The organism is Lysinibacillus sp. UGB7 (assembly GCF_049058285.1).
In the GTDB taxonomy this organism is placed as follows: Bacteria; Bacillota; Bacilli; order Bacillales_A; family Planococcaceae; genus Lysinibacillus; species Lysinibacillus sphaericus_B.
Window position 1 is genome coordinate 19,761 of record NZ_JBMGUV010000014.1, and the last position, 18,165, is coordinate 37,925.

General features: G+C 37.8%; 20 protein-coding genes and 2 pseudogenes. 4 read left to right on the forward strand and 18 right to left on the reverse strand.

Going from position 1 to position 18,165, the window contains the following annotated elements; genetic code table 11:
- The first annotated feature begins 19 nt into the window (after nucleotides 1-19).
- Nucleotides 20-168 (forward strand): annotated as a pseudogene (gene rpmG, locus ACOMCU_RS13905) (50S ribosomal protein L33).
- A gap of 182 nt (nucleotides 169-350) precedes the next feature.
- Here rpmG and ACOMCU_RS13910 read toward each other — a convergent pair.
- The 4 genes from ACOMCU_RS13910 to ACOMCU_RS13925 form a co-directional block, all read right to left on the reverse strand.
- Nucleotides 351-1,193: a hypothetical protein gene (locus ACOMCU_RS13910; protein WP_010860441.1), complete on the reverse strand. Its 843-nt coding sequence runs from the start codon at nucleotides 1,191-1,193 to the stop codon at nucleotides 351-353.
- A gap of 14 nt (nucleotides 1,194-1,207) precedes the next feature.
- Nucleotides 1,208-1,501 carry a hypothetical protein gene (locus ACOMCU_RS13915; protein ID WP_010860442.1) on the reverse strand — a complete coding sequence of 98 codons (294 nt, stop codon included), beginning with the start codon at nucleotides 1,499-1,501 and terminating at the stop codon, nucleotides 1,208-1,210.
- Nucleotides 1,494-2,069: a hypothetical protein gene (locus tag ACOMCU_RS13920; protein ID WP_421050525.1), complete on the reverse strand. Its 576-nt coding sequence runs from the start codon at nucleotides 2,067-2,069 to the stop codon at nucleotides 1,494-1,496. The genes ACOMCU_RS13915 and ACOMCU_RS13920 overlap by 8 nt, the downstream gene beginning before the upstream one ends.
- Nucleotides 2,070-2,261: 192 nt before the next feature.
- The gene (locus ACOMCU_RS13925; RefSeq protein WP_010860444.1) at nucleotides 2,262-2,900 is read right to left on the reverse strand and encodes a hypothetical protein; all 639 of its coding nucleotides are present in this window, start codon (nucleotides 2,898-2,900) and stop codon (nucleotides 2,262-2,264) included.
- A gap of 247 nt (nucleotides 2,901-3,147) precedes the next feature.
- Between ACOMCU_RS13925 and ACOMCU_RS13930 the strand changes: the two genes are divergently transcribed.
- Nucleotides 3,148-4,527, forward strand: coding sequence for a hypothetical protein (locus ACOMCU_RS13930; RefSeq protein ID WP_421050526.1), 1,380 nt, complete (start codon nucleotides 3,148-3,150; stop codon nucleotides 4,525-4,527).
- A gap of 208 nt (nucleotides 4,528-4,735) precedes the next feature.
- Complete coding sequence (locus ACOMCU_RS13935; protein ID WP_010860446.1) at nucleotides 4,736-5,368, forward strand: exosporium glycoprotein BclB-related protein; 633 nt, start codon at nucleotides 4,736-4,738, stop codon at nucleotides 5,366-5,368.
- Nucleotides 5,369-5,460: 92 nt separating this feature from the next.
- On the opposite strand, the gene ACOMCU_RS13940 is transcribed toward ACOMCU_RS13935, so the two are convergent.
- From ACOMCU_RS13940 to ACOMCU_RS13995, 12 genes and pseudogenes are all read right to left on the reverse strand, one after another.
- A complete protein-coding gene (locus ACOMCU_RS13940) occupies nucleotides 5,461-5,973 on the reverse strand; it encodes a YfiT family bacillithiol transferase (RefSeq protein ID WP_010860447.1) in 513 nt (170 codons plus the stop codon).
- A gap of 181 nt (nucleotides 5,974-6,154) precedes the next feature.
- Nucleotides 6,155-6,805 (reverse strand): aspartate/glutamate racemase family protein, encoded by a 651-nt coding sequence (locus ACOMCU_RS13945; protein ID WP_010860448.1) that lies wholly within the window; start codon nucleotides 6,803-6,805, stop codon nucleotides 6,155-6,157.
- Nucleotides 6,806-6,815: 10 nt separating this feature from the next.
- Nucleotides 6,816-7,052, reverse strand: a pseudogene (locus ACOMCU_RS13950) (GNAT family N-acetyltransferase); the annotation flags it as partial.
- A 244-nt stretch (nucleotides 7,053-7,296) separates the two neighbouring features.
- Nucleotides 7,297-8,076: an alpha/beta hydrolase gene (locus ACOMCU_RS13955; RefSeq protein WP_010860450.1), complete on the reverse strand. Its 780-nt coding sequence runs from the start codon at nucleotides 8,074-8,076 to the stop codon at nucleotides 7,297-7,299.
- Nucleotides 8,066-8,872 (reverse strand): ABC transporter ATP-binding protein, encoded by an 807-nt coding sequence (locus ACOMCU_RS13960; protein WP_010860451.1) that lies wholly within the window; start codon nucleotides 8,870-8,872, stop codon nucleotides 8,066-8,068. Before ACOMCU_RS13960 ends, ACOMCU_RS13955 begins: the two co-directional genes overlap by 11 nt.
- Nucleotides 8,873-8,883: 11 nt before the next feature.
- A complete protein-coding gene (locus ACOMCU_RS13965) occupies nucleotides 8,884-9,915 on the reverse strand; it encodes a FecCD family ABC transporter permease (RefSeq protein WP_421050527.1) in 1,032 nt (343 codons plus the stop codon).
- Nucleotides 9,908-10,915 (reverse strand): FecCD family ABC transporter permease, encoded by a 1,008-nt coding sequence (locus ACOMCU_RS13970; RefSeq protein WP_010860453.1) that lies wholly within the window; start codon nucleotides 10,913-10,915, stop codon nucleotides 9,908-9,910. The genes ACOMCU_RS13965 and ACOMCU_RS13970 overlap by 8 nt, the downstream gene beginning before the upstream one ends.
- A 90-nt stretch (nucleotides 10,916-11,005) precedes the next feature.
- Nucleotides 11,006-11,986: an ABC transporter substrate-binding protein gene (locus ACOMCU_RS13975; protein WP_010860454.1), complete on the reverse strand. Its 981-nt coding sequence runs from the start codon at nucleotides 11,984-11,986 to the stop codon at nucleotides 11,006-11,008.
- A 226-nt stretch (nucleotides 11,987-12,212) separates the two neighbouring features.
- Complete coding sequence (locus tag ACOMCU_RS13980) at nucleotides 12,213-13,064, reverse strand: helix-turn-helix domain-containing protein (protein WP_010860455.1); 852 nt, start codon at nucleotides 13,062-13,064, stop codon at nucleotides 12,213-12,215.
- Entirely contained in the window at nucleotides 13,061-13,522 is a 462-nt protein-coding gene (locus tag ACOMCU_RS13985; protein ID WP_421050528.1) for a DinB family protein, read from the reverse strand. The genes ACOMCU_RS13980 and ACOMCU_RS13985 overlap by 4 nt, the downstream gene beginning before the upstream one ends.
- 19 nt (nucleotides 13,523-13,541) lie before the next feature.
- Entirely contained in the window at nucleotides 13,542-14,228 is a 687-nt protein-coding gene (locus tag ACOMCU_RS13990; protein ID WP_010860457.1) for a nucleotidyltransferase family protein, read from the reverse strand.
- Complete coding sequence (locus tag ACOMCU_RS13995; protein WP_419185152.1) at nucleotides 14,195-14,560, reverse strand: YybH family protein; 366 nt, start codon at nucleotides 14,558-14,560, stop codon at nucleotides 14,195-14,197. Before ACOMCU_RS13995 ends, ACOMCU_RS13990 begins: the two co-directional genes overlap by 34 nt.
- A 226-nt stretch (nucleotides 14,561-14,786) precedes the next feature.
- Between ACOMCU_RS13995 and ACOMCU_RS14000 the strand changes: the two genes are divergently transcribed.
- Nucleotides 14,787-15,278 carry an SRPBCC family protein gene (locus ACOMCU_RS14000; RefSeq protein ID WP_010860459.1) on the forward strand — a complete coding sequence of 164 codons (492 nt, stop codon included), beginning with the start codon at nucleotides 14,787-14,789 and terminating at the stop codon, nucleotides 15,276-15,278.
- A gap of 38 nt (nucleotides 15,279-15,316) precedes the next feature.
- Here ACOMCU_RS14000 and ACOMCU_RS14005 read toward each other — a convergent pair whose 3' ends face one another.
- Nucleotides 15,317-16,120, reverse strand: a complete 804-nt coding sequence (locus ACOMCU_RS14005; protein ID WP_010860460.1) for a hypothetical protein — start codon at nucleotides 16,118-16,120, stop codon at nucleotides 15,317-15,319.
- 66 nt (nucleotides 16,121-16,186) lie between these two features.
- Complete coding sequence (abc-f, locus tag ACOMCU_RS14010) at nucleotides 16,187-17,821, reverse strand: ribosomal protection-like ABC-F family protein (RefSeq protein WP_010860461.1); 1,635 nt, start codon at nucleotides 17,819-17,821, stop codon at nucleotides 16,187-16,189.
- Nucleotides 17,822-18,165: the final 344 nt, after the last annotated feature.

Consider the following 18,165-nt stretch of genomic DNA (forward strand, 5'->3'; position numbering starts at 1 on the left):
TTTAAAAGGAGGTGTTTTTATGCGTGTACAAATCACATTAGCCTGTACAGAAACAGGGGATAAAAACTATATCACGACAAAAAACAAGCGCAATAACCCCGAACGGCTAGAACTAAAAAGTATTCACCCCGCGTGAAAAGAGTAATCTTACACAGAAAAACAAAATAAAGTGAAATAAGTACGCCAATCTGTTGAACAAAACTTACGTGTGCTTAATTTGCCACTCAACCAGCTTTTAAACTTATAAAAATTGGCTGATTCAAAAGTATAATAAACTTTTGAATCAGCCTAGTCTTTGTGCAAACCTTATCGTAATAGAAGTTCCTCCTTAACATAATCCTTAACAGTTACTAGCTTCTCTTAACTTCTATTTCAATAGCAAGCTGATTCAACTTCTGTTCTAAGTCATCCAGGATACGTAATTTAGCATCCAACTGGTCCTCGAAGCCCATCGATTGGTCCAATATTTTTTTTACTTGGGTATCTAAATCTGATAAAGTTTGAGAATTTAGAATGGTTTTTCCACTTGAAAGTATAGAATCATTCTTTAAAAGAAGTTCTCTCTGTTCTTTTAAATCAGCTATTTCATTTAAGAGTTTTTCATTCTCACTTCTTTTTTGTTCTATCTCTGTTACTAAACACTGATTGTTGTTATCGGAACCACTCCTTTCACTACGAATCATTCCTAATTCCCCAACAATACTTTCCATTTGTTTGCTTGTTTCTTTTGTAAAATCAATTAGCTTATTTTCGAGATTTTCGATGGCAGACTTATAATCTGCCCCCAGTAGTTCCTGCCGCTCTCCTTTCATTGAAATCAATTCACCTTTAGTGGCTTTTAGTGTTTCTACTAATAGTTCATTTTCCGTACGCAAATCATTTTTATCTTTCAATAAAGCCTCGATTGAAGAAATATGTTTATTTCTTTGATTTTCCCTCACCTGAATATCATCTTGATAGCCCTTCGATGCCTTTTCTAATTCTCGCCTTAGCTTACTAAGCTCTAGCGAAAGCTCTTTTTCTCGATTGATTAATTGTACATTTTCCCGTTCTAGTCTGAGTACGAGTGAATAATAATCGCTAGCTCTAAGTCTTTCCACTTCCTTTTTATATTTGGCTAATTCTGCTCTTAAAAAAATAATCATTTGTTGTAGCTGAATAGGATCGTTATTTTTAACGCTGTCATTATTCACATTGGTACCCCCTATCACGGAATTTTTTTAAGAAAATCAATTATTTCTTCAAATTGCTTTTTGTTAACGTCCAGGATTTCGTCAAGCTGCTTTAAGACCCATAATTCAAATTCTTCATCTACTATTTCACTCTTTCCACGGTTTTCTCCCGATAACAGATAGGCTATCAGTAAATTCAGTGTACTTTTTTCTAAAAATGCAAAACTATTATCTTTCTCCTTACTATTCTCTGGTAATTTATTCAGCTGAGCTATCATAAATTGGCGGATGTGCTCCATCCCAACATTTTGCTCATCTAACTCACTCATTTTCATCCTCCTGTATACGAGTTATTCCATTTAGGTTGATAGGGTTTATAACAGCAACCCCCTCTTTGAGTTGATCACAATATGTAAAGCCCATGATTGTTCCTGAATAAGATAAATTATGTGACCACTTAATCTGAAAGTTCGAAAAGGAAATGGTTTCATTAGGCTCAATCGCTGTTTTTTCTAAAGGTTTAAGCCAAAATTCCTCATTGCTCGATTTATCATTTATTCGTTCCCAACTAGTCGGTCCCTTTAAATTCTGTTTGAAATGCTCATACACATAGCGCCCAGAGAAGGAAAAAGGAGAATCTTCAGGTAGCTTTATACACAAATATGGATTTGTCAGTGGCTGATTGCCCATGTTTCGAATATGGAAGGAACCTAAACACAAACTCTCCTGTTCAGGGTCATAGGAAATATTGAACGAAGAAGTGAAATAACTGATGATGTTTACACTGTCAGGAATAATAAGGTCCTCAACCATCTTTTTAATTTCAATAACATACGATTCCGTTTGTCCTTTAAGTTCATTTATTTTTTGTTCTACATCATTTCTGCCAGTCCTCATTTAACTGCCCCCTATCTAGAGTTTGAAACCACATGATTGAACAAATGCACTAAAACATTCAGTTATAGTGGTGACCCAGATGTAGACATCTTGCTTTTTGCGCTAGGGCTCCACCATCATATTTTAGAACAATAAAAAAAGAGAGGATTACCCTCTCTTCAAGATATGACTTTTAGTTATGTGTTAGCACTATTAACCGCCAGTTGGGAAAATAATTGAGCATTGCTTTGGACGAACTGCAGTTGGACATGAGAACGGTAAATCTGCTCTTGGTTCGCAGAAAGTTGCTAAGAATTCAACAGTAACAGGGAATGTAGACTGGATACTTTGACAAACAGCTACAGTAATTGTTAACGCAGAAAACGTAATTGTACCTGCTCCAGCTGTAAGTGTTCCAGTTGTACATACGAAGCAATCTAAATCTGTATATAATATTTCTACATCTGTCCCTTTAGGTGCACATAATGTAACTTGCTCACAGCGTGAAACCGGAATATCAGTACTTGTGAAAACCGCGCCAGTTGGTAAAGTAACTACAATCGTTAGAATGAAGTTCTTTTGAATATTTAGATGTTGAAGACATACAGTTGATCCATCAATGGAGAATTGACGATTCTCACGGTTTAGGATCACAATTGGATTTGTAGCTGCTGGGATTACTCTACATGAAACAATTGCACCTGTTAAGTCTGTCGTCGCTGTTACGCCTGGGAAAGTAATTGGTCCAGTTGGTGAAATATCAAACGACATCTCCTTTACAATCCAGTCATATACCTTATCGACATTTATACAAATTAATTCTCGATCCTGGGATGGCATATTTTCTTGCATCCTTTTGACACCTCCATAAGTTTTTTATCTTTCGTTTGTAGCATATGTATTCTGGCTATAAGTGTATGGGCTAATAAATAGTTCTACATGATATTTATTAAAAGTCATGAATATCGGCATGTATCATTTTTACTTACAAAAACCTCCTCTTAAAGAGGAACAAGAATGTTAAAAAGAACCGGTATATCTGTAACAGAATTACAATATTTTTAATAAAATATTAAAGGACTGAAAGGGGTGAAATGCAATGGAAGATTCTAAATTGTACTCCACTCAAGAAATCGAAAGATTAAAACAAAAAATTGAGACCTATAGGGAAACGTTAACTTCATTAAAAATGGGGACATCAATTGAAGAATTCCTATTTATGAAAAACGAGTTTGATGGGCTAAAAACGCAAATCGCACATTTGGAAGGGCTAACAGAAACATTAGATGATAAGCAAAATTCACACATCAAAGGATATGAGGACCAAATAAAACTACTTTCGACACAAATTGAGTCTTTAAATCAAACCATTGAAGAAATGAATCAAGAAATTTTCATGGTTTTAAACAGATTAATAACAATTGAAGTTAATGAAGCTTCAACCACTTTACCTGCCATTGAAAAAAATGCTAATTCTACGGCTAACGATTCACAAAGGCATCCTAGAATCACACAGACAGCAGATCAATCCACTATTACATCAAAGCAACCATCTTATAAACTGCTGCAGAGTTTGGCAGGAAAAGCAACAAATATGCAAGTAAATTTAAACAATGGAATACCTTCTGCTCAAAATGACATACAGGGAAACAAACCCGAAGAACGCCATTTTAATCAACAATACTTTCAATCGATAAATACTCAACCAAGCCAAATATATAATGGCCTATACAGAAATACCACCGTAGAATCCACCTTCCATTTTAAAAAAGCTACTGACGCACAGGAGATCCCAGTTAGTGTTTATAATCCTAATACCGTTTCATCTGCTATAAACAATGAATCCTTCGATAATAATGCCTTAAATTCTTCTATCGTTAATGAATCCGTCAATGATGTAGAATCTGAAAAAATAAATGCCTCTGTCGATTACGGGAATTCAAAAAGAGTAGTTGAAACTGACAATCAGAGGATTTCTCCAAAAATTAATGATTCCATCGGCCATGTGAATTCTCAGAGAATTGTTGAATCAGTCAATGATGTAAATTCTGAAATAGTTAATGAACCCGGCAACCTTGTAGACGCTGGAACAGTTAATGAACCTGGCAACCTTGTAGACGCTGGAACAGTTAATGAACCTGGCAACCTTATAGACTCTGGAACAGTTAATGAACCTGGCAACCTTGTAGACGCTGGAACAGTTAATGAACCTGGCAACCTTGTAGACGCTGGAACAGTTAATGAACCTGGCAACCTTGTAGACGCTGGAACAGTTAATGAACCTGGCTATTCTAATAATTCTCCTACTATAACACCAGATGAAATTGTGGTTTTTGAAACTAAATCAGGGGAAAGCAATGAAATTCATATATCACTTGAAGAGGTAAACAAGCAACATGAACTTATAAAAGAGTCGACTGTAGAAGAAAATAAGAAAGTAAAGAACTCGTTTTTCAATTTCTTTAGAAAATGGAGTTAATTAAAACCATGAATTCGTGATTTCAACACTAATTTTTTAAAATCGTCCAATATGTACAAAAATACGTATTGGACTTTTTCGTGTTTTGTTTAAAGGTATATAACCAAGTGACTGAAAGCCCCTTATCAATATAGAAACCACTATGTAGATAATTGCCCGTAACTCCCAGTCTTAGATGAATAGAATAATGAGGAAAGGGGGTGTAAAAATGTGTACAAATAATTTTATGAACCATGGTGGATGTGGTTGCTCATCAGGTAATGGTAATGGTCAATGTACAGCGCTTGGACCTTTTGTAGCAATTGATGCTGCATGTATTATTCCACCTCAAGCAACTGGCTCCATCATTCCTTTCTCTTCCGGTATCACACCTGTTATATTAGCATCTTTAGTTACTGGTTTGATTGCCACACCTAGTTTAATCGGGTTCGGTACTGCTGTTCCTGGTGTAACAATTGTAGGTAATACTATTGATTTATCTGGTATTGTGACAGAGGCATTTTCAGTTCCACGACCTGGTAATATTACGGCTATTTCGGCTTCATTTACTGCAACAATTGCACTTGCAGTAATTGCCGGCACAACAACAGTCACTGCAACAGTTTACCGTGCTCCTGCTGGAAGTAGTCTTTTCACAGCTACAAGTGCAACTGTAAACTTAGCACCAGCCTTTACTGGTTTAGTATCTCTAGGTCAAACTGCATTCGCTTCCGCAAATGTAGCACCAGTGCCAGTAGTAACAGGTGACCGCTTATTAATGGTTTACTCCATTACTACTTCTGGGGTTACTGTTGTGCAAACATTAACAGGAACAGCAAGTGCAGGTATTACTATTGCATAATACCTATAAACTATGGTAGATATCGTAATTTAAAAAATTCAAATAGGCGACTTCTTCTCAAGAAATCGCCTATTTAGTATTCTATAAATTTTCTAGTTTGATAAAGCATTTTGAATATGTGCAAGATGGTGTTTTCCATGCCATGCATACAGAGCAAGAGCTTTTACTAGTGTCATCAATCCTGAATCTGGATGATTAAATGCTCGTTGTAATTGTTGTTCTGTTAAGCTTGTCAGCAAATAAACCCATCGTTCATGCAAGCTTTCAATCATTTTATAGGAAGTGGCTACCGGCACTTCACAATCTGGTAATCGTGCCCAATCTTCTTCATTGTAGGGCTTAATCGTTGGTGTATCCTCAGTTAAAGCTAGCTTAAAACGAATATAGCTATTCATATGGCTATCCGCAATATGATGGACAAGTTGCGATACAGTCCAACCATTTTCTCGGTAGGATTTTGCTAATGATTGTTCACTTGCACCCCCCAGTGTTTCAGCAAGTTGCCTCGGCAAAAGGCGGATGTCCTCCATCCATTCCCTTACTTGCTGTGCCGTAGTGACTTCTGGAAATCGAAATTGTCCAATTGGATATCGTATATCGTTCATTAGCTTTCCTCCGTTTCTATTTACTCAATACACTAACAATTTAAAAGTTTTCTTGCCAAGCACTTTTATTTAATTTAATGTTGTGGTCAATTTACTCATTAATTTCATAAACCAAAGTATCAATTTTGAGGTCTAAAAATCATTTATTACAAGTTTCACCTCAAGTCAATTTTATTGAGGTTTATGTTATTTTTAATTGTGTTAAAACCGCACGAACTAAAGCTTGTAAAGGATGTATAATTGCTGTTCCCATTTCCTTGTCAAATTGCTGTGCCGCCTCTACCATCGATAGTTGTGCTACAGATATTGACTGCTGCTCATTCACAATTTCATGGAGAAATTGCAAAAGCGCCTTATTATATGCTTCCTTTTTGCCCTGCATAATCAACTCAAATGTATCATCGATCACCTTTGCTTCAATTTCTATTGCCTTGTCATGGTGCTTGGCAAACTGCTGAAGCCGTTTCATTGTGCCCTCTACAGTCGCAGGATTTGTAAAGAGTATCGTTTGAGGATGCGCGTCCTCACAAATAGTCGCAAAATAAGGCTCATCGATCTTGATAATGGGAATAGAGAGTGCCAACTGTTCCTCCATCAATAGCGCAATGTAATTTGTACATGTTATTAAAATGGCATCAACATTACAGCTCGACATCCACTCCAATTGCTCTCTTACCTTTAGTGATAGCCCTTCAGCTCCCTCAGTCACGCGGTGCATAAGCCCTGGGTCAACAAAATGTACAAGTTCTATATCTTCATTACTTCTAAATGCCTGCTCTATGTAGTCAATATTCGAATGATGGGCATGCAAACAGCCTACTTTTTTCTTCAAGTTATCCCCCCTAATTGGAAAGCGCCTTTGCCATTGTCACGACTGGAATGGCAATGCTGTTACGATTTACAATGATTTCTTCTTTTGTAATAACATAGCCTAGTGCTTGATAAAACTCAATATTTTTTTGAACACGCATGCGCACTTTACATTCACTTATACTTTTTCTATGTGTACGTGCATATTTTTCAAGCTCAACAATTAAAGTCTTGGCCAATCCTTGTCCCTGATTTTGTGAAATAACAGCAAGTCTAAAAAATAAATTCCTACATCATTCACCGTGAATTACATCTGCTAGTACTATCTCCACATCACTCGCATCCCCTTGTGTTTTATTATTCATTTCAATATTTTTTTAAACACAAATAAACCGCATTATCAAAAGATAATGCGGCTATCCAAATTTACTTCTTTTAGATTGTGTAAAGGCTTCTATGGCTTTCGGTAAATAAAAGCATCTTAAATTCCCTTACACTACTATATAAATAAAATTAATGGTTATTCACAAAACGTATCGCTTTACTCATAACAGTGGGGACGACTGATGCATGATTTTCATCCATCGCTTCATAAAAAGCGATTTCTATCATATTCCCTAAATCACTGACCATTTGTCGCGCATCATCTACCATGAAGGTTTCCAGCTCACCTACACCGATAAATAATTTTTCATTTACAACCGTTTGCTCTTTCATAAACGATGCTGCCTTAGGTAATAATTCATGGTTGTTCCACCAAATTGATGGGCTGATCGCTATATAGCTTTGGAAATTCGATGTCGCAGAAAATAATTGCCACAGTACAAAATAGCCCGCCAATGAATGGCCGAAAAGTGTTTGCTGTTCTACATTTACCTGGAATTGAGCCTGAATACTTGGCTTTAACTCCTCTTCTAAAAATCTGCTAAAGTCCGCGGCTCCACCATGCTTGTCATAGCCCTTTCCTTTAAACCTTGCTGGGTAGCTATATTCTTTTGCGGGTGCAGTAAAGTCATAAAAGCGTCGTTCTTGCATATCTTCTCCATGACCAATTCCGACAACAATCGCGGGTGTTACATGCGTCTTTGCTGCATTGCGACACTGTAGACGCACCGCTTCTTTCACTAAATGGAAATAAGATGAGCCATCTAACACATAATAGATAGGGAAGCCCTCTTCCGGTGCCTGTCCCTGTGGCACATGAATATAAACTGAATATTTATAGTCTGTGAACTTCGAGCTAATTTGATAGGTTGAATAATCAAGTGTTCCTTCTAATTTTTCAATGCTCATCTGTTTGCTCCTTCAAAATATCGTAACCATAGCACACAGGTGTTTTCGTTGCTGGATCTTCCATGATGCGTGCATTAATATGAAATACCTTACGCATTACATCAGCACATAAAATTTCTTTCGGAGTCCCCATCTCGATAACAGCACCTTGACGCATTGCTATTAAATGGTCTGAATATCGTGCGGCATGATTGATGTCATGCAAAACCATTACAATTGTACAACCATGTTTTTCGTTCAAGCTTTTGACAATGTCCAGCACTTCTAATTGATGGGCCATATCTAAGTATGTTGTCGGTTCATCTAATAACAAAATATTTGTTTCTTGGGCTAGTGCCATTGCCAACCACACTCGCTGACGTTGTCCACCTGAAAGTTGGGCAATTTCACGATTACGAAAATCAATTGTATTTGTAACAGATAAAGACCACTCAATCATCTCTTCATCTTTCTTGGTTAAGCGATTGACATTATTACGATGTGGATAACGGCCATAGGCAACCAGTTCCTCAACCTTTAACTGTCCAGGCGCGACTGGCGTTTGCGATAAAATAGCAAGCTTTTTGGCTATATCCTTTGATGATAAATTTTGCATATTTTGCTCCTGTAAATAGACAGTCCCTTGCTGTTTCTTTAAAATCCGTCCAATTGTTTTCAATAGCGTTGATTTACCGCAACCATTTGGCCCAATGATTGTTGTTACTTTTCCCTCTTCAATCGATAAATTTAAGCCTTCAAACACACGAACCTGCTCATAGCCAGACGATAAATTTTCCATACGAAATGCAGTTTGCATGCTATTTCCTCCTATGCCTTTGATTTCACTAATAAATATAAGAAATACGGAATGCCAATAATGGATACGACTATACCAACCGCTAATTCCGATGGTGCAAACACCGTTTTTCCGATAAAGTCTGCGATAACAAGCAAGCATGCGCCAATCAGTGCACTTGCTGGCATTACATAACGATGCTGAATACCGACCAGCTGTTTCGCTATATGAGGAGCCATTAAACCGATAAAGCCAATACTACCTGATACGGACACACACGCACTCACTAAGCCGACACTCGCTAATAACAGTTTGATTTTCTCTTTTTCTACCGCTATCCCTAAGCTAGTAATACTATCTTCTTCTAGCTGGAAATAATCGAGTAAATACGATTTCTGATAAACATAAAAGCTTAGTATTATCAGCCACGGTAGCATAGCGGCAACAAAAATCCAGTTAGCATTATAAATGGAGCCAGCCATCCAAACAGCGGCAGATTCATAATCCTGCGCATTCATTTTCAATGATAAAAACAACGTCAATGCCCCAAAGCCACTATTAATGGCAATACCTGTTAAGATTAGTCGTTGCATATCTAAGTGACCATTTTTAAGTGCAAAGGAAAAAATAAGTGCAGCTGCCATCGCACCTCCTACAAAACCGAACATAGGCATCATTAAAATCGATAACCAGCTATTCAAATCCGCAGTAACAATATTCAGTTGGAAGAAAAACATGAAAATGACAACGGCTGCACCAGCCCCAGCATTAATCCCTAAAATCCCTGGGTCTGCTAAACCATTCCGTGTAATGCCCTGTAGCACCACCCCTGCCATCCCTAGTCCAATACCAACTAGTGCTGCAATAACAATACGAGGTAAGCGGAATTCAAAAATAACTAAATCAAATTTAGGATTCGGTTCAATACGTAGCAATGTTTTCACTACATCGATGACAGACATATCAAAGACACCATTTGTAATATGTAGATAACTAGCACCTAATATAAATAAAATGAGTATAGAGATTGTTAATACAAATACACGTGAGGTATTTTTACGCACGTTTTTCACCTCCGTGCTTACGAATTAAATATAAGAAGAATGGGACACCAACTATTGCTGTTAATACCCCGATTGGCGTTTCCATTGGGTAATTAACATAACGACTGAGTACATCACAGAGCGCCAAGAAAAATGCACCTATTGCTGCTGCACAAGGAATGATAAAGCGGTAATCTACACCGACAAGGAAACGTGTAATATGGGGTATTACTAGCCCTACAAAGGCTATTTTTCCGACAAGCGCTACCGCCGTCCCTGTTAAGCACACAACAGCTAACATACTAATAATTTTTACTGCTTTCGTTTTTTGTCCAAGACCTAAGGCAATATCTTCACCTAATGAGGTTATGGTGATAGCTCTTGCTGATAATAAAGCAAGAACTAAACCGACTACTCCAAATGGAATGGCTAGAAGTAGCATATCAATATCTACGGTATGTACCTTTGTGTTATACCAAACACTTACTGTTTGCGACACTTGGAAATACATTGCAATTGCTGTAGCAATACTGCTCAAAAATGTACCAATTACCGTTCCTATAATGGCAAGCCTTACTGGTGATAGCCCATTTCGAATTAGGGAGCCAAAACCAAACACTATACCTGCACCTAATGCAGAACCAAGCATAGAAAGTAAAATCATTTGATAATTTGGGAGACCTGGAAAAAATACTATTGCTAACGTGATCACAAATGCAGAACCATCATTAACGCCCATCAGTGAGGGAGATGCCAGATAATTTCGTGTAATACCTTGCATAACTGCGCCAGCTACTGCCAAAAATGCGCCCACTAGTAATACCGCGGCAATTCGAGGAATACGTCCTGTACGAATAATCTGGTGATCAACATTCGAAGGGTCAAAAGCTATAATCGCCTGCCACACCGTTAATGCACTAATATCTTTTGTACCGTACATAACCGAAATTAATGCCACAACCGTTATCAGGAATGGGGTAGCTGCTAATATAGCAAATGACACAATATTTGTTTTTTTCAACTTCCACACCTTTTTCTATTTGAACTCTATCTTACAAAAGGCTGATAATAGCCCGGTGACACCACCAAATCTACTACCAGCCTGTTTAAACTATTTAAGTAATTTTTCCGCTGCAACATCTAAGAATTTAACGTTAGACCAGGTAGTACCACCTTGAGCTAATGGCTCAATTGCATTAACAAAAATCTCATTGTTTTGAGATGCCTTTAAGCTTGCAAAAATCGGGTTCTTTTGTAGTTCCTCTAACGCTTTTGGTGCATCTGTATTTTCAGATTGCTCAAATTGTAGGAAGATAGCATCTGGATTTACCTCCGCTAATGTTTCAAGTGAAAGTTCAGCCTGGGCTTTTACCGTGTTCACAATCTCTGGTACTGGCGCCCCTAAATCTTCATATAGTATTGGGTTTAAGTACACTCCTGCAGGGTAGATATACATCACACCGCCACGAACACGAATGATTAACACTGATTTATCTGCTAATTGCTCTTTTGATTTCACTTGTGAATCAGCCACTTTTGCCTCATAGTCTGCAATAATTTTTTCTGCCTCAGTCTCTTTACCAGCAAGCTGTGCAAGTACTTTTAAGTTTTCCTTCCAGTTTATTGAAATATGTGAATAAGGAATCATTGTTTGGATTTTTTTCAGCTTTTCAGCCGTTTCTTCAGGGAATTTTGATGTTCCAATAATCACGTCTGGATCAAGTGCTAAAATCGCCTCTGCATTCGGCTCCATTTTGGTACCTATAAGTTTAGCATCTGCAAAATCCGTAGCAAGGTATGAAGGGACTTTCCCAGCAATTTCAAGCACACCGACAGGTTTAATGCCAAGCATTGCTGCGTCCTCCATTGACTCTAAGCTCGCTGCTACAATGTTATTAACCTTAGCTGGTAATTCATATGTCTCACCGAGATATGTAATTTTCTGAGTTGTAGCCTGTTCCTGAGCTTCTGTAGTACTTGATTCTACCGCTGAGCTCGTTGCAGGTGTAGTCTCTTCTGCTTTTTCTGAACCACACGCTGCAAGTGATAAAGCTAAAAGTGCAGGTGCACACATTTTGAAATATTTATTCATGTTTATTCTCTCCTAATCATTCTCAGTATCTATATTGATAATGATAATCATTTTCAATTATAAGTCAATAGTATTCATAGATTTAATTGATATTCATTATCATTTATGGATGCTATTTTAACAAAGAGAAAAACAGCTGTGAATGGACATATTTAATTATCACATGGACTTTTGCCGACTTTTAATATAAAAAGGAGTTGTTTCTCTTATACAAGATACAACTCTTTTATACATATTTAGCTTCCTCATTCACCATCTTTCGATACATTGTCGGGGACATACCCGTACATTTTTTAAATACCCGACTAAAGTAAAAACAATCTACATAGCCTACACATTCTGCTATTTCCGCTACTGTACTATCGCATGATCGCAATAATTCCTTTGCTCTTCTTATACGATATTCCGTTAAATAGCTACTTGGATTCATACCTGTATGCTGTTCAAATAAATCAGCAAATCGACGACGCTCCACACCAAATTCCTCCGCTATCTTCGTTATCGAAAGTTGTTTAGCATGGTTTTTGTGTATGTATTGTAAAACCTGTTCCATCTTTTCACTGGCTGTATCTAAAACCTTCATTTTTGCCGAAACAAGAATAGCTTCCACTAGATTCATAAATAACGTCTTTGTTTTGAATGTTGCCATACTACCTAGCATTGAATAGCTTTCTATAAGTTGCTGTACGAAACTAATAATCTTTGTATTATCCCCAGTATTTATTAAGAAATGCTGTTGAGTAAGTGGAAAAAGTGCTCTTACCTCTGGTGTAACATGATAATGGATGACCGCATACTCCCATATTTTTTCACCAATCACGTTAATTTCTATTGGCATTTGAGGCCCAGCATGTACCACCATTCCAGGCTCCATCGTATAAGTTGTGCCATTGAAACTAAAATTAGCACATCCGGCGAGAGGGACGACTAATCCACACTTTCCAGGAGCTGTGGTTCGACCAACATCCTGTCTCCCAGGTTCCATTTTATTTGTAAAAACATCTAAAAAAGTTACAGATGCATGCGCATAGTAATCAATTATCTGGTTAACCGTAATTTCCATTCCATTTACTTTCACTTTAGCACCTTCTCAATTTGTAAAAAATGATGCAAATCATGTTCCACCAAGCCTAAAAAATAACGATAAAGTGTAAGTTCAGATTCACCAATATGAAAGCTTTGCTGCCATTGTTCATCTGTGAGATGATGCAGCGCGTTGACAAGTTGTCGTCTGCAATTTAAAAACTTCGCCATCGTTTCTTCCTTACTTTGTAAGCGACTACTATGGGCTGCGTTTGCGTTCATTTCCTTTACATTCGGTGCCTTTGGCAGACTGTCCTCCATAAATAGAAACGGAATACGTTTACTTACCACAAATTCATCCCATGGGATAAGATGTCCAATAACCTCGGCAATCGACCATTTTCCCACTGCTATTGGTGTTCGCCACTGTTCTTCTGTTACACTCGCCAAGCTCTCCACCCACATCCGAGAGCTTTCGTAGTGTGCCAATATTTGTTTTTTATCTTGGTTCAAGCTCTCCCGCTCCTCTACTTCAGTCAAAGATCTTTAACTTTGGCCAGGTTGATTTCCACTGTTTATTGTGTATTCTTTGTTTATAAATCTCATACATTCGCTCATCTTTTTGAAAGTATGGTGTAGGAGAGACAATGCCAGCGACTAAATGATTGATTCCGTAAGGCGCAGTCATTTCGAGTAAATCATTATTTAACCTAATCCCAATAGCTGTTGGCGTTTCTGGAAAATGCGCGATTCCATCTGTAGAACATTGATAAGGTTTACTATTATTTATCAAATGCATCCTTGCTTGATTTTTCACAGACCAAGGCTCATTTGGTAAATATTTTCGCAATTGTCGTTCATACTGCTTTTCAATGGTCTCTGAGGTCAGCCATGTATCGAAATAAATAACATCAATATTGGCGATTGGTGTTCTATCACTAAATTCATGAAGAGTATCCCACACCTTAGAGCGAATAAACCCTGCACATACCCAACAATCAGGCAACTGTAGCTGGTCCACAGTTTTTAAAATGTCCATCATCCAGGTATCTGCCTTAATTAATTTTTTTAAGTCATCTTCTGTTTCTAAGCGTTCCATACAATCAAACCTTTCAGCTAACAACGTACCGCTAAACTTTCTTTTATAAAATGTATCAAGCCATTCTCGGCTTAGGGCATCACCTGCTAACTGCTTAAATGTTCGTGAATTAACTTCCATTCATTATTCTCTTTAGTAAAGATATTCGTTGCTCTTCCGCTCCCAGATACAAATTCCCCATCATGATAGCCTTCGTAGTGGTAAGTATAAATACAGGTAGCGGCTGTTTCATCAACTGTAAGCCATTGAACATTCGTAGCACTATATACCTCTTCCTTTATAAGATCCCATGCTTTATCGAAATAATCGCCGATTTCTTCGATCGATGTGCATGTTTTATCAGAAAACCAATAAACGGCTTCCGGATGTAATATTTCTTTTACTTTATTGAAATCATGTGAGTTCGTTGCTTCTATATAACGTTCTAACGCTTTTTTAAATGACAAGATCATCTCTCCTTTATTTATTCTAATTTTAGCTGATTTTATATTTCATAGGAACACCTTATCTCCATAGCTGAACCGTGAACTATTTTAATTGGGGTACTTTGGGAGATACAATAGAGAAAAAGAAACTTACCCAATCAAATTATTTTAGATTAAAAACAGCGAAAGAAGAGATATTAAAGAAGGCGTGACAAATAAGTTATAATGATTATAAAAAAAGAGGTGGATACTAATGCTAGCTACTATTCAAAAACAACCAAACAATTATATCGCTCAATTCACACGTCCACTTTCCCATTCAGTTGATGCCGTTTGGGCAGTGTTGACGGAGAATGGCAAGTTGCAGAAGTGGATGGGCAATTTAGAAATGATTGATCTTCAGGAAAATGGCAAAATGCGTTTTAATATGAATGATGGCACAGATGCTTTTGAGGAAATCACAATTACAGATTATGCCAAACAACAAATACTCGAATTTGAGTGGGGAAAAGATTCCGTGCGATTTGAACTTTCCACGACTAGCGATGGCTCATTACTGGTGTTGCAGGAAACTATCAGTGAGCTAACAGATCATACCCCTAAAGATTTGGCAGGTTGGCATATCTGCTTAGAGCTTCTATGTGATTTACTAAATGGCATTATTCACGATGAATTTCCAATGGAGCAATGGAGAAAATGGTTTGCGGCGTATGAACAACTTGTCGCAGATGTGGAGAACAACTAAAACATCCCCGAGTAAGAAATATACTCGGGGATTTACTATTAACGGCTAAATGCTGTGGCAATGGCAAGTGCCGTCATTGGTTCTTTGATTGAATCAAGCGTATAAACAAGCTTGCCTTCCTGCCAGACAATTAAATTACCGGATTTATAAACATCTAAATGGGCAAAGCCATTTTGGCTTGGTATAGGTAGCGTATGCGTTTCTAAATATTTTACTGCCTGTTTAGCTAACTCCACACTTGCTTGTGGGTTATCCGTTCGTGTATGAGCTGCCAGTGCCCATCTTCCCTCATTCCAACCGGTCCATACCGAGCCAGCTCCAGCGTCCTGGTAACCTTTAATATTATATCCAAGATTCACTTGCTGCCCACCATTTTGACTGTAATCCTCAAAGGCAATTTGCTCACTTGCTTCGGCTACGCTGCCATATTGCGTTACAAGCAGTTTTGCAATAACAGTCGCATCGGTTGAATTTTTGAGTTTTATATCATTAATTGGCATATACTTTTCGCTTTCGAAAAATACAATTTCAACCTGTGTACCTTCAACCTTTGTAGTAGCCGTTAAAAATGTACCTTCTGTTATAGGAAGCTCTTTTGGTAAGACAACAGCTAAATCAGTCTCTAGCTGTTCCTTTACATTTTTAAGAGCCTCAGCCTGCGTAATAGCGGCTACCGTCTCTTCAGATTTTGTTTCAGATGTGTCGTCTGTCTTGTCATTTTGTTGATCTTCTTCTTGCTGGTTATTTTGTATTTTTGTGTTGTCATCATTGTCCGTAGTACATGCGCCTACTAAGCTTGCACTAATTAATAGTAGCGGTAACAATAATCCCTTCTTTGTCATGTTAGACACCCCTTCTAATAAGAGTTTAGCTATTTACTTTTTCCCTAAGTGATGATCTCTTAAACGTTAGTTTGACAGCTCATTTATGCGTTTTGTCAGCTCGTTAAACGTCTGATCCAGCATGGCATAGTCTTTATCCTTTGCTGTTAGGAAACTGAGTTTACCGAGTATTTCCTGCCTTTCATTTTCAAGCTTTAATCGCAGGCTAGCTAAATTATCAGCTGATGTTGGAGGGTTATCTTGCCACTTTTTATGAATGCGTTCATTTTCGAATGCCCACACACTATCCGTCGTTTTCTCAAGGAAATAACAGTCATGGGACACCACGAGTAATGTTCCTTTGTATTGTGCCAATGTATGCTCCAACTGCTGTCGAGAAGGTAAATCTAGATGATTCGTCGGTTCATCTAAAATAAGAACATTCTTTTCCTCTAAAATATAGGCCATTAGTTTACACTTCACCCGCTCCCCCATACTCATATTACCAATCGGGGCCATCCAGTGGGTTGGTGTAAACCCTAAATGCTTCATTAAATTTTGAACTTTGCCTCGCTCTTCAAAGGTCTCTTTATAAAAGAATTTTTCAGGCGTTAGATCGAGTGGTAAATCGAATACCTCTTGTGTTAAGTAGCCGATATTGGCGGCTGGCGACATCCAAATTTCTCCTTCAGCCTTTTCCTGCCCTAATAGCACCTTTAACAAGGTCGTTTTCCCACTACCATTTGGTCCAATAATCGCAATTTTTTCACCATATTGAAGGGTCAAGTTAGCGTCTTTAAACAACAGACGATTATCAACATACTTTGTTACATGTTTCAACTCTAAAAAACGCTTGCCAACACGTTGACTAGTCTCTAATGCAAATTGTATTTCGTCATCCGCTTCAACGCGTTCAACCTTTGCCTTGGCCAACTCCTTTTCTAGACGCTTCTTCTTGGATTTCACCTGAGCGTCCATGCGCTTTGCTTTGACACGGTAATGCTCCTTAAAGCCTTCTTGCTTTGTCGATTGTGCATGCGCCTTCTTTGACCAAGATGTTAGCTCCTTCATCTGCGCCTCGATACGGTCAATATTTTTTTGCTGTTTTTCATAGGCATGTTGTTGTGCTAATCGCCGCTGTTCTCGTGCAACCATGTAGCTCGAATAATGACCGTTGTGTTCAAGCAGTTTACCCTCTTCAAGTGACCAAATTTTTGTTGCAACCTCGTCTAAAAAATAGCGATCATGTGACACTACAATGATTGTGCCATTATAATTCTTCACTTTTTCGATAAGCAGAGTAGTGCTTTTTTCATCTAAATGATTAGTCGGTTCATCCAATAATAATAGCTGTGCATCCTGCGAAAAGCCTTTTGCTAGCCGCATTTTAAGCTTCTCGCCACCACTTAAATCTGAGTATTCTACGTCAGGTACATGCCATTTAGCCAGTAAATCTGCCTCGTTGGATACTACTTCTTGCATGTCAAAAATTGCTTGCTCCTGTTCCACATGAGCAATTTTCACAGATTGCAACCACTGTAACTGTCCTGCTGTTGGCAATAGCAAGCCTTGTATCAGTTGTAGTAATGTAGATTTCCCAGCACCATTTCTGCCAATAATGCCAATCACCTCACCTTGCTTCACAGAGGCTGTGACATTTTCGAAAATCTGTATATCCATCACTTCATAACGTACATCTTGTAATTTTAAAAGTTCGTTCAATCTATCCATCCCTCTCTATTTGGAGGCACAAAAAAATCCCTCCAATTTATTTTGGAAGGATTAGTCGCAAAAAACTGTACACAAATAAGCTATTTTTCATAGCTAGATGTGTTATCCTGTACTACAGTATGCTGAGACTCTCACTTCAAAACAGCGAATATGCACATTCTTAAAGTGAAAAATAAACATACTTAAGTACCTGACTAAAGTTTATGTTATGGAAAACGGGCAGACTAATCCTATTTTTTAATTCAATGAAATTCTAAATTTCATGCATAAAAATAAGATTAGTTAATCATCGGCCACCCATCATCCCTTCATTCGTAATTACAATAATTGTAACA

What these genes read in the sequence shown, in the direction of transcription:
- ACOMCU_RS13915 (WP_010860442.1), bottom strand. Translation starts at nt 1,501, where the DNA reads ATGAGTGAGTTAGATGAGCAAAATGTTGGGATGGAGCACATCCGCCAA.
- ACOMCU_RS13920 (WP_421050525.1), bottom strand. Translation starts at nt 2,069, where the DNA reads ATGAGGACTGGCAGAAATGATGTAGAACAAAAAATAAATGAACTTAAA.
- ACOMCU_RS13925 (WP_010860444.1), bottom strand. Translation starts at nt 2,900, where the DNA reads ATGCAAGAAAATATGCCATCCCAGGATCGAGAATTAATTTGTATAAAT.
- ACOMCU_RS13930 (WP_421050526.1), top strand. Translation starts at nt 3,148, where the DNA reads ATGGAAGATTCTAAATTGTACTCCACTCAAGAAATCGAAAGATTAAAA.
- ACOMCU_RS13935 (WP_010860446.1), top strand. Translation starts at nt 4,736, where the DNA reads ATGTGTACAAATAATTTTATGAACCATGGTGGATGTGGTTGCTCATCA.
- ACOMCU_RS13940 (WP_010860447.1), bottom strand. Translation starts at nt 5,973, where the DNA reads ATGAACGATATACGATATCCAATTGGACAATTTCGATTTCCAGAAGTC.
- ACOMCU_RS13955 (WP_010860450.1), bottom strand. Translation starts at nt 8,076, where the DNA reads ATGAGCATTGAAAAATTAGAAGGAACACTTGATTATTCAACCTATCAA.
- ACOMCU_RS13960 (WP_010860451.1), bottom strand. Translation starts at nt 8,872, where the DNA reads ATGCAAACTGCATTTCGTATGGAAAATTTATCGTCTGGCTATGAGCAG.
- ACOMCU_RS13975 (WP_010860454.1), bottom strand. Translation starts at nt 11,986, where the DNA reads ATGAATAAATATTTCAAAATGTGTGCACCTGCACTTTTAGCTTTATCA.
- ACOMCU_RS13990 (WP_010860457.1), bottom strand. Translation starts at nt 14,228, where the DNA reads ATGGAAGTTAATTCACGAACATTTAAGCAGTTAGCAGGTGATGCCCTA.
- ACOMCU_RS13995 (WP_419185152.1), bottom strand. Translation starts at nt 14,560, where the DNA reads ATGATCTTGTCATTTAAAAAAGCGTTAGAACGTTATATAGAAGCAACG.
- ACOMCU_RS14000 (WP_010860459.1), top strand. Translation starts at nt 14,787, where the DNA reads ATGCTAGCTACTATTCAAAAACAACCAAACAATTATATCGCTCAATTC.
- ACOMCU_RS14005 (WP_010860460.1), bottom strand. Translation starts at nt 16,120, where the DNA reads ATGACAAAGAAGGGATTATTGTTACCGCTACTATTAATTAGTGCAAGC.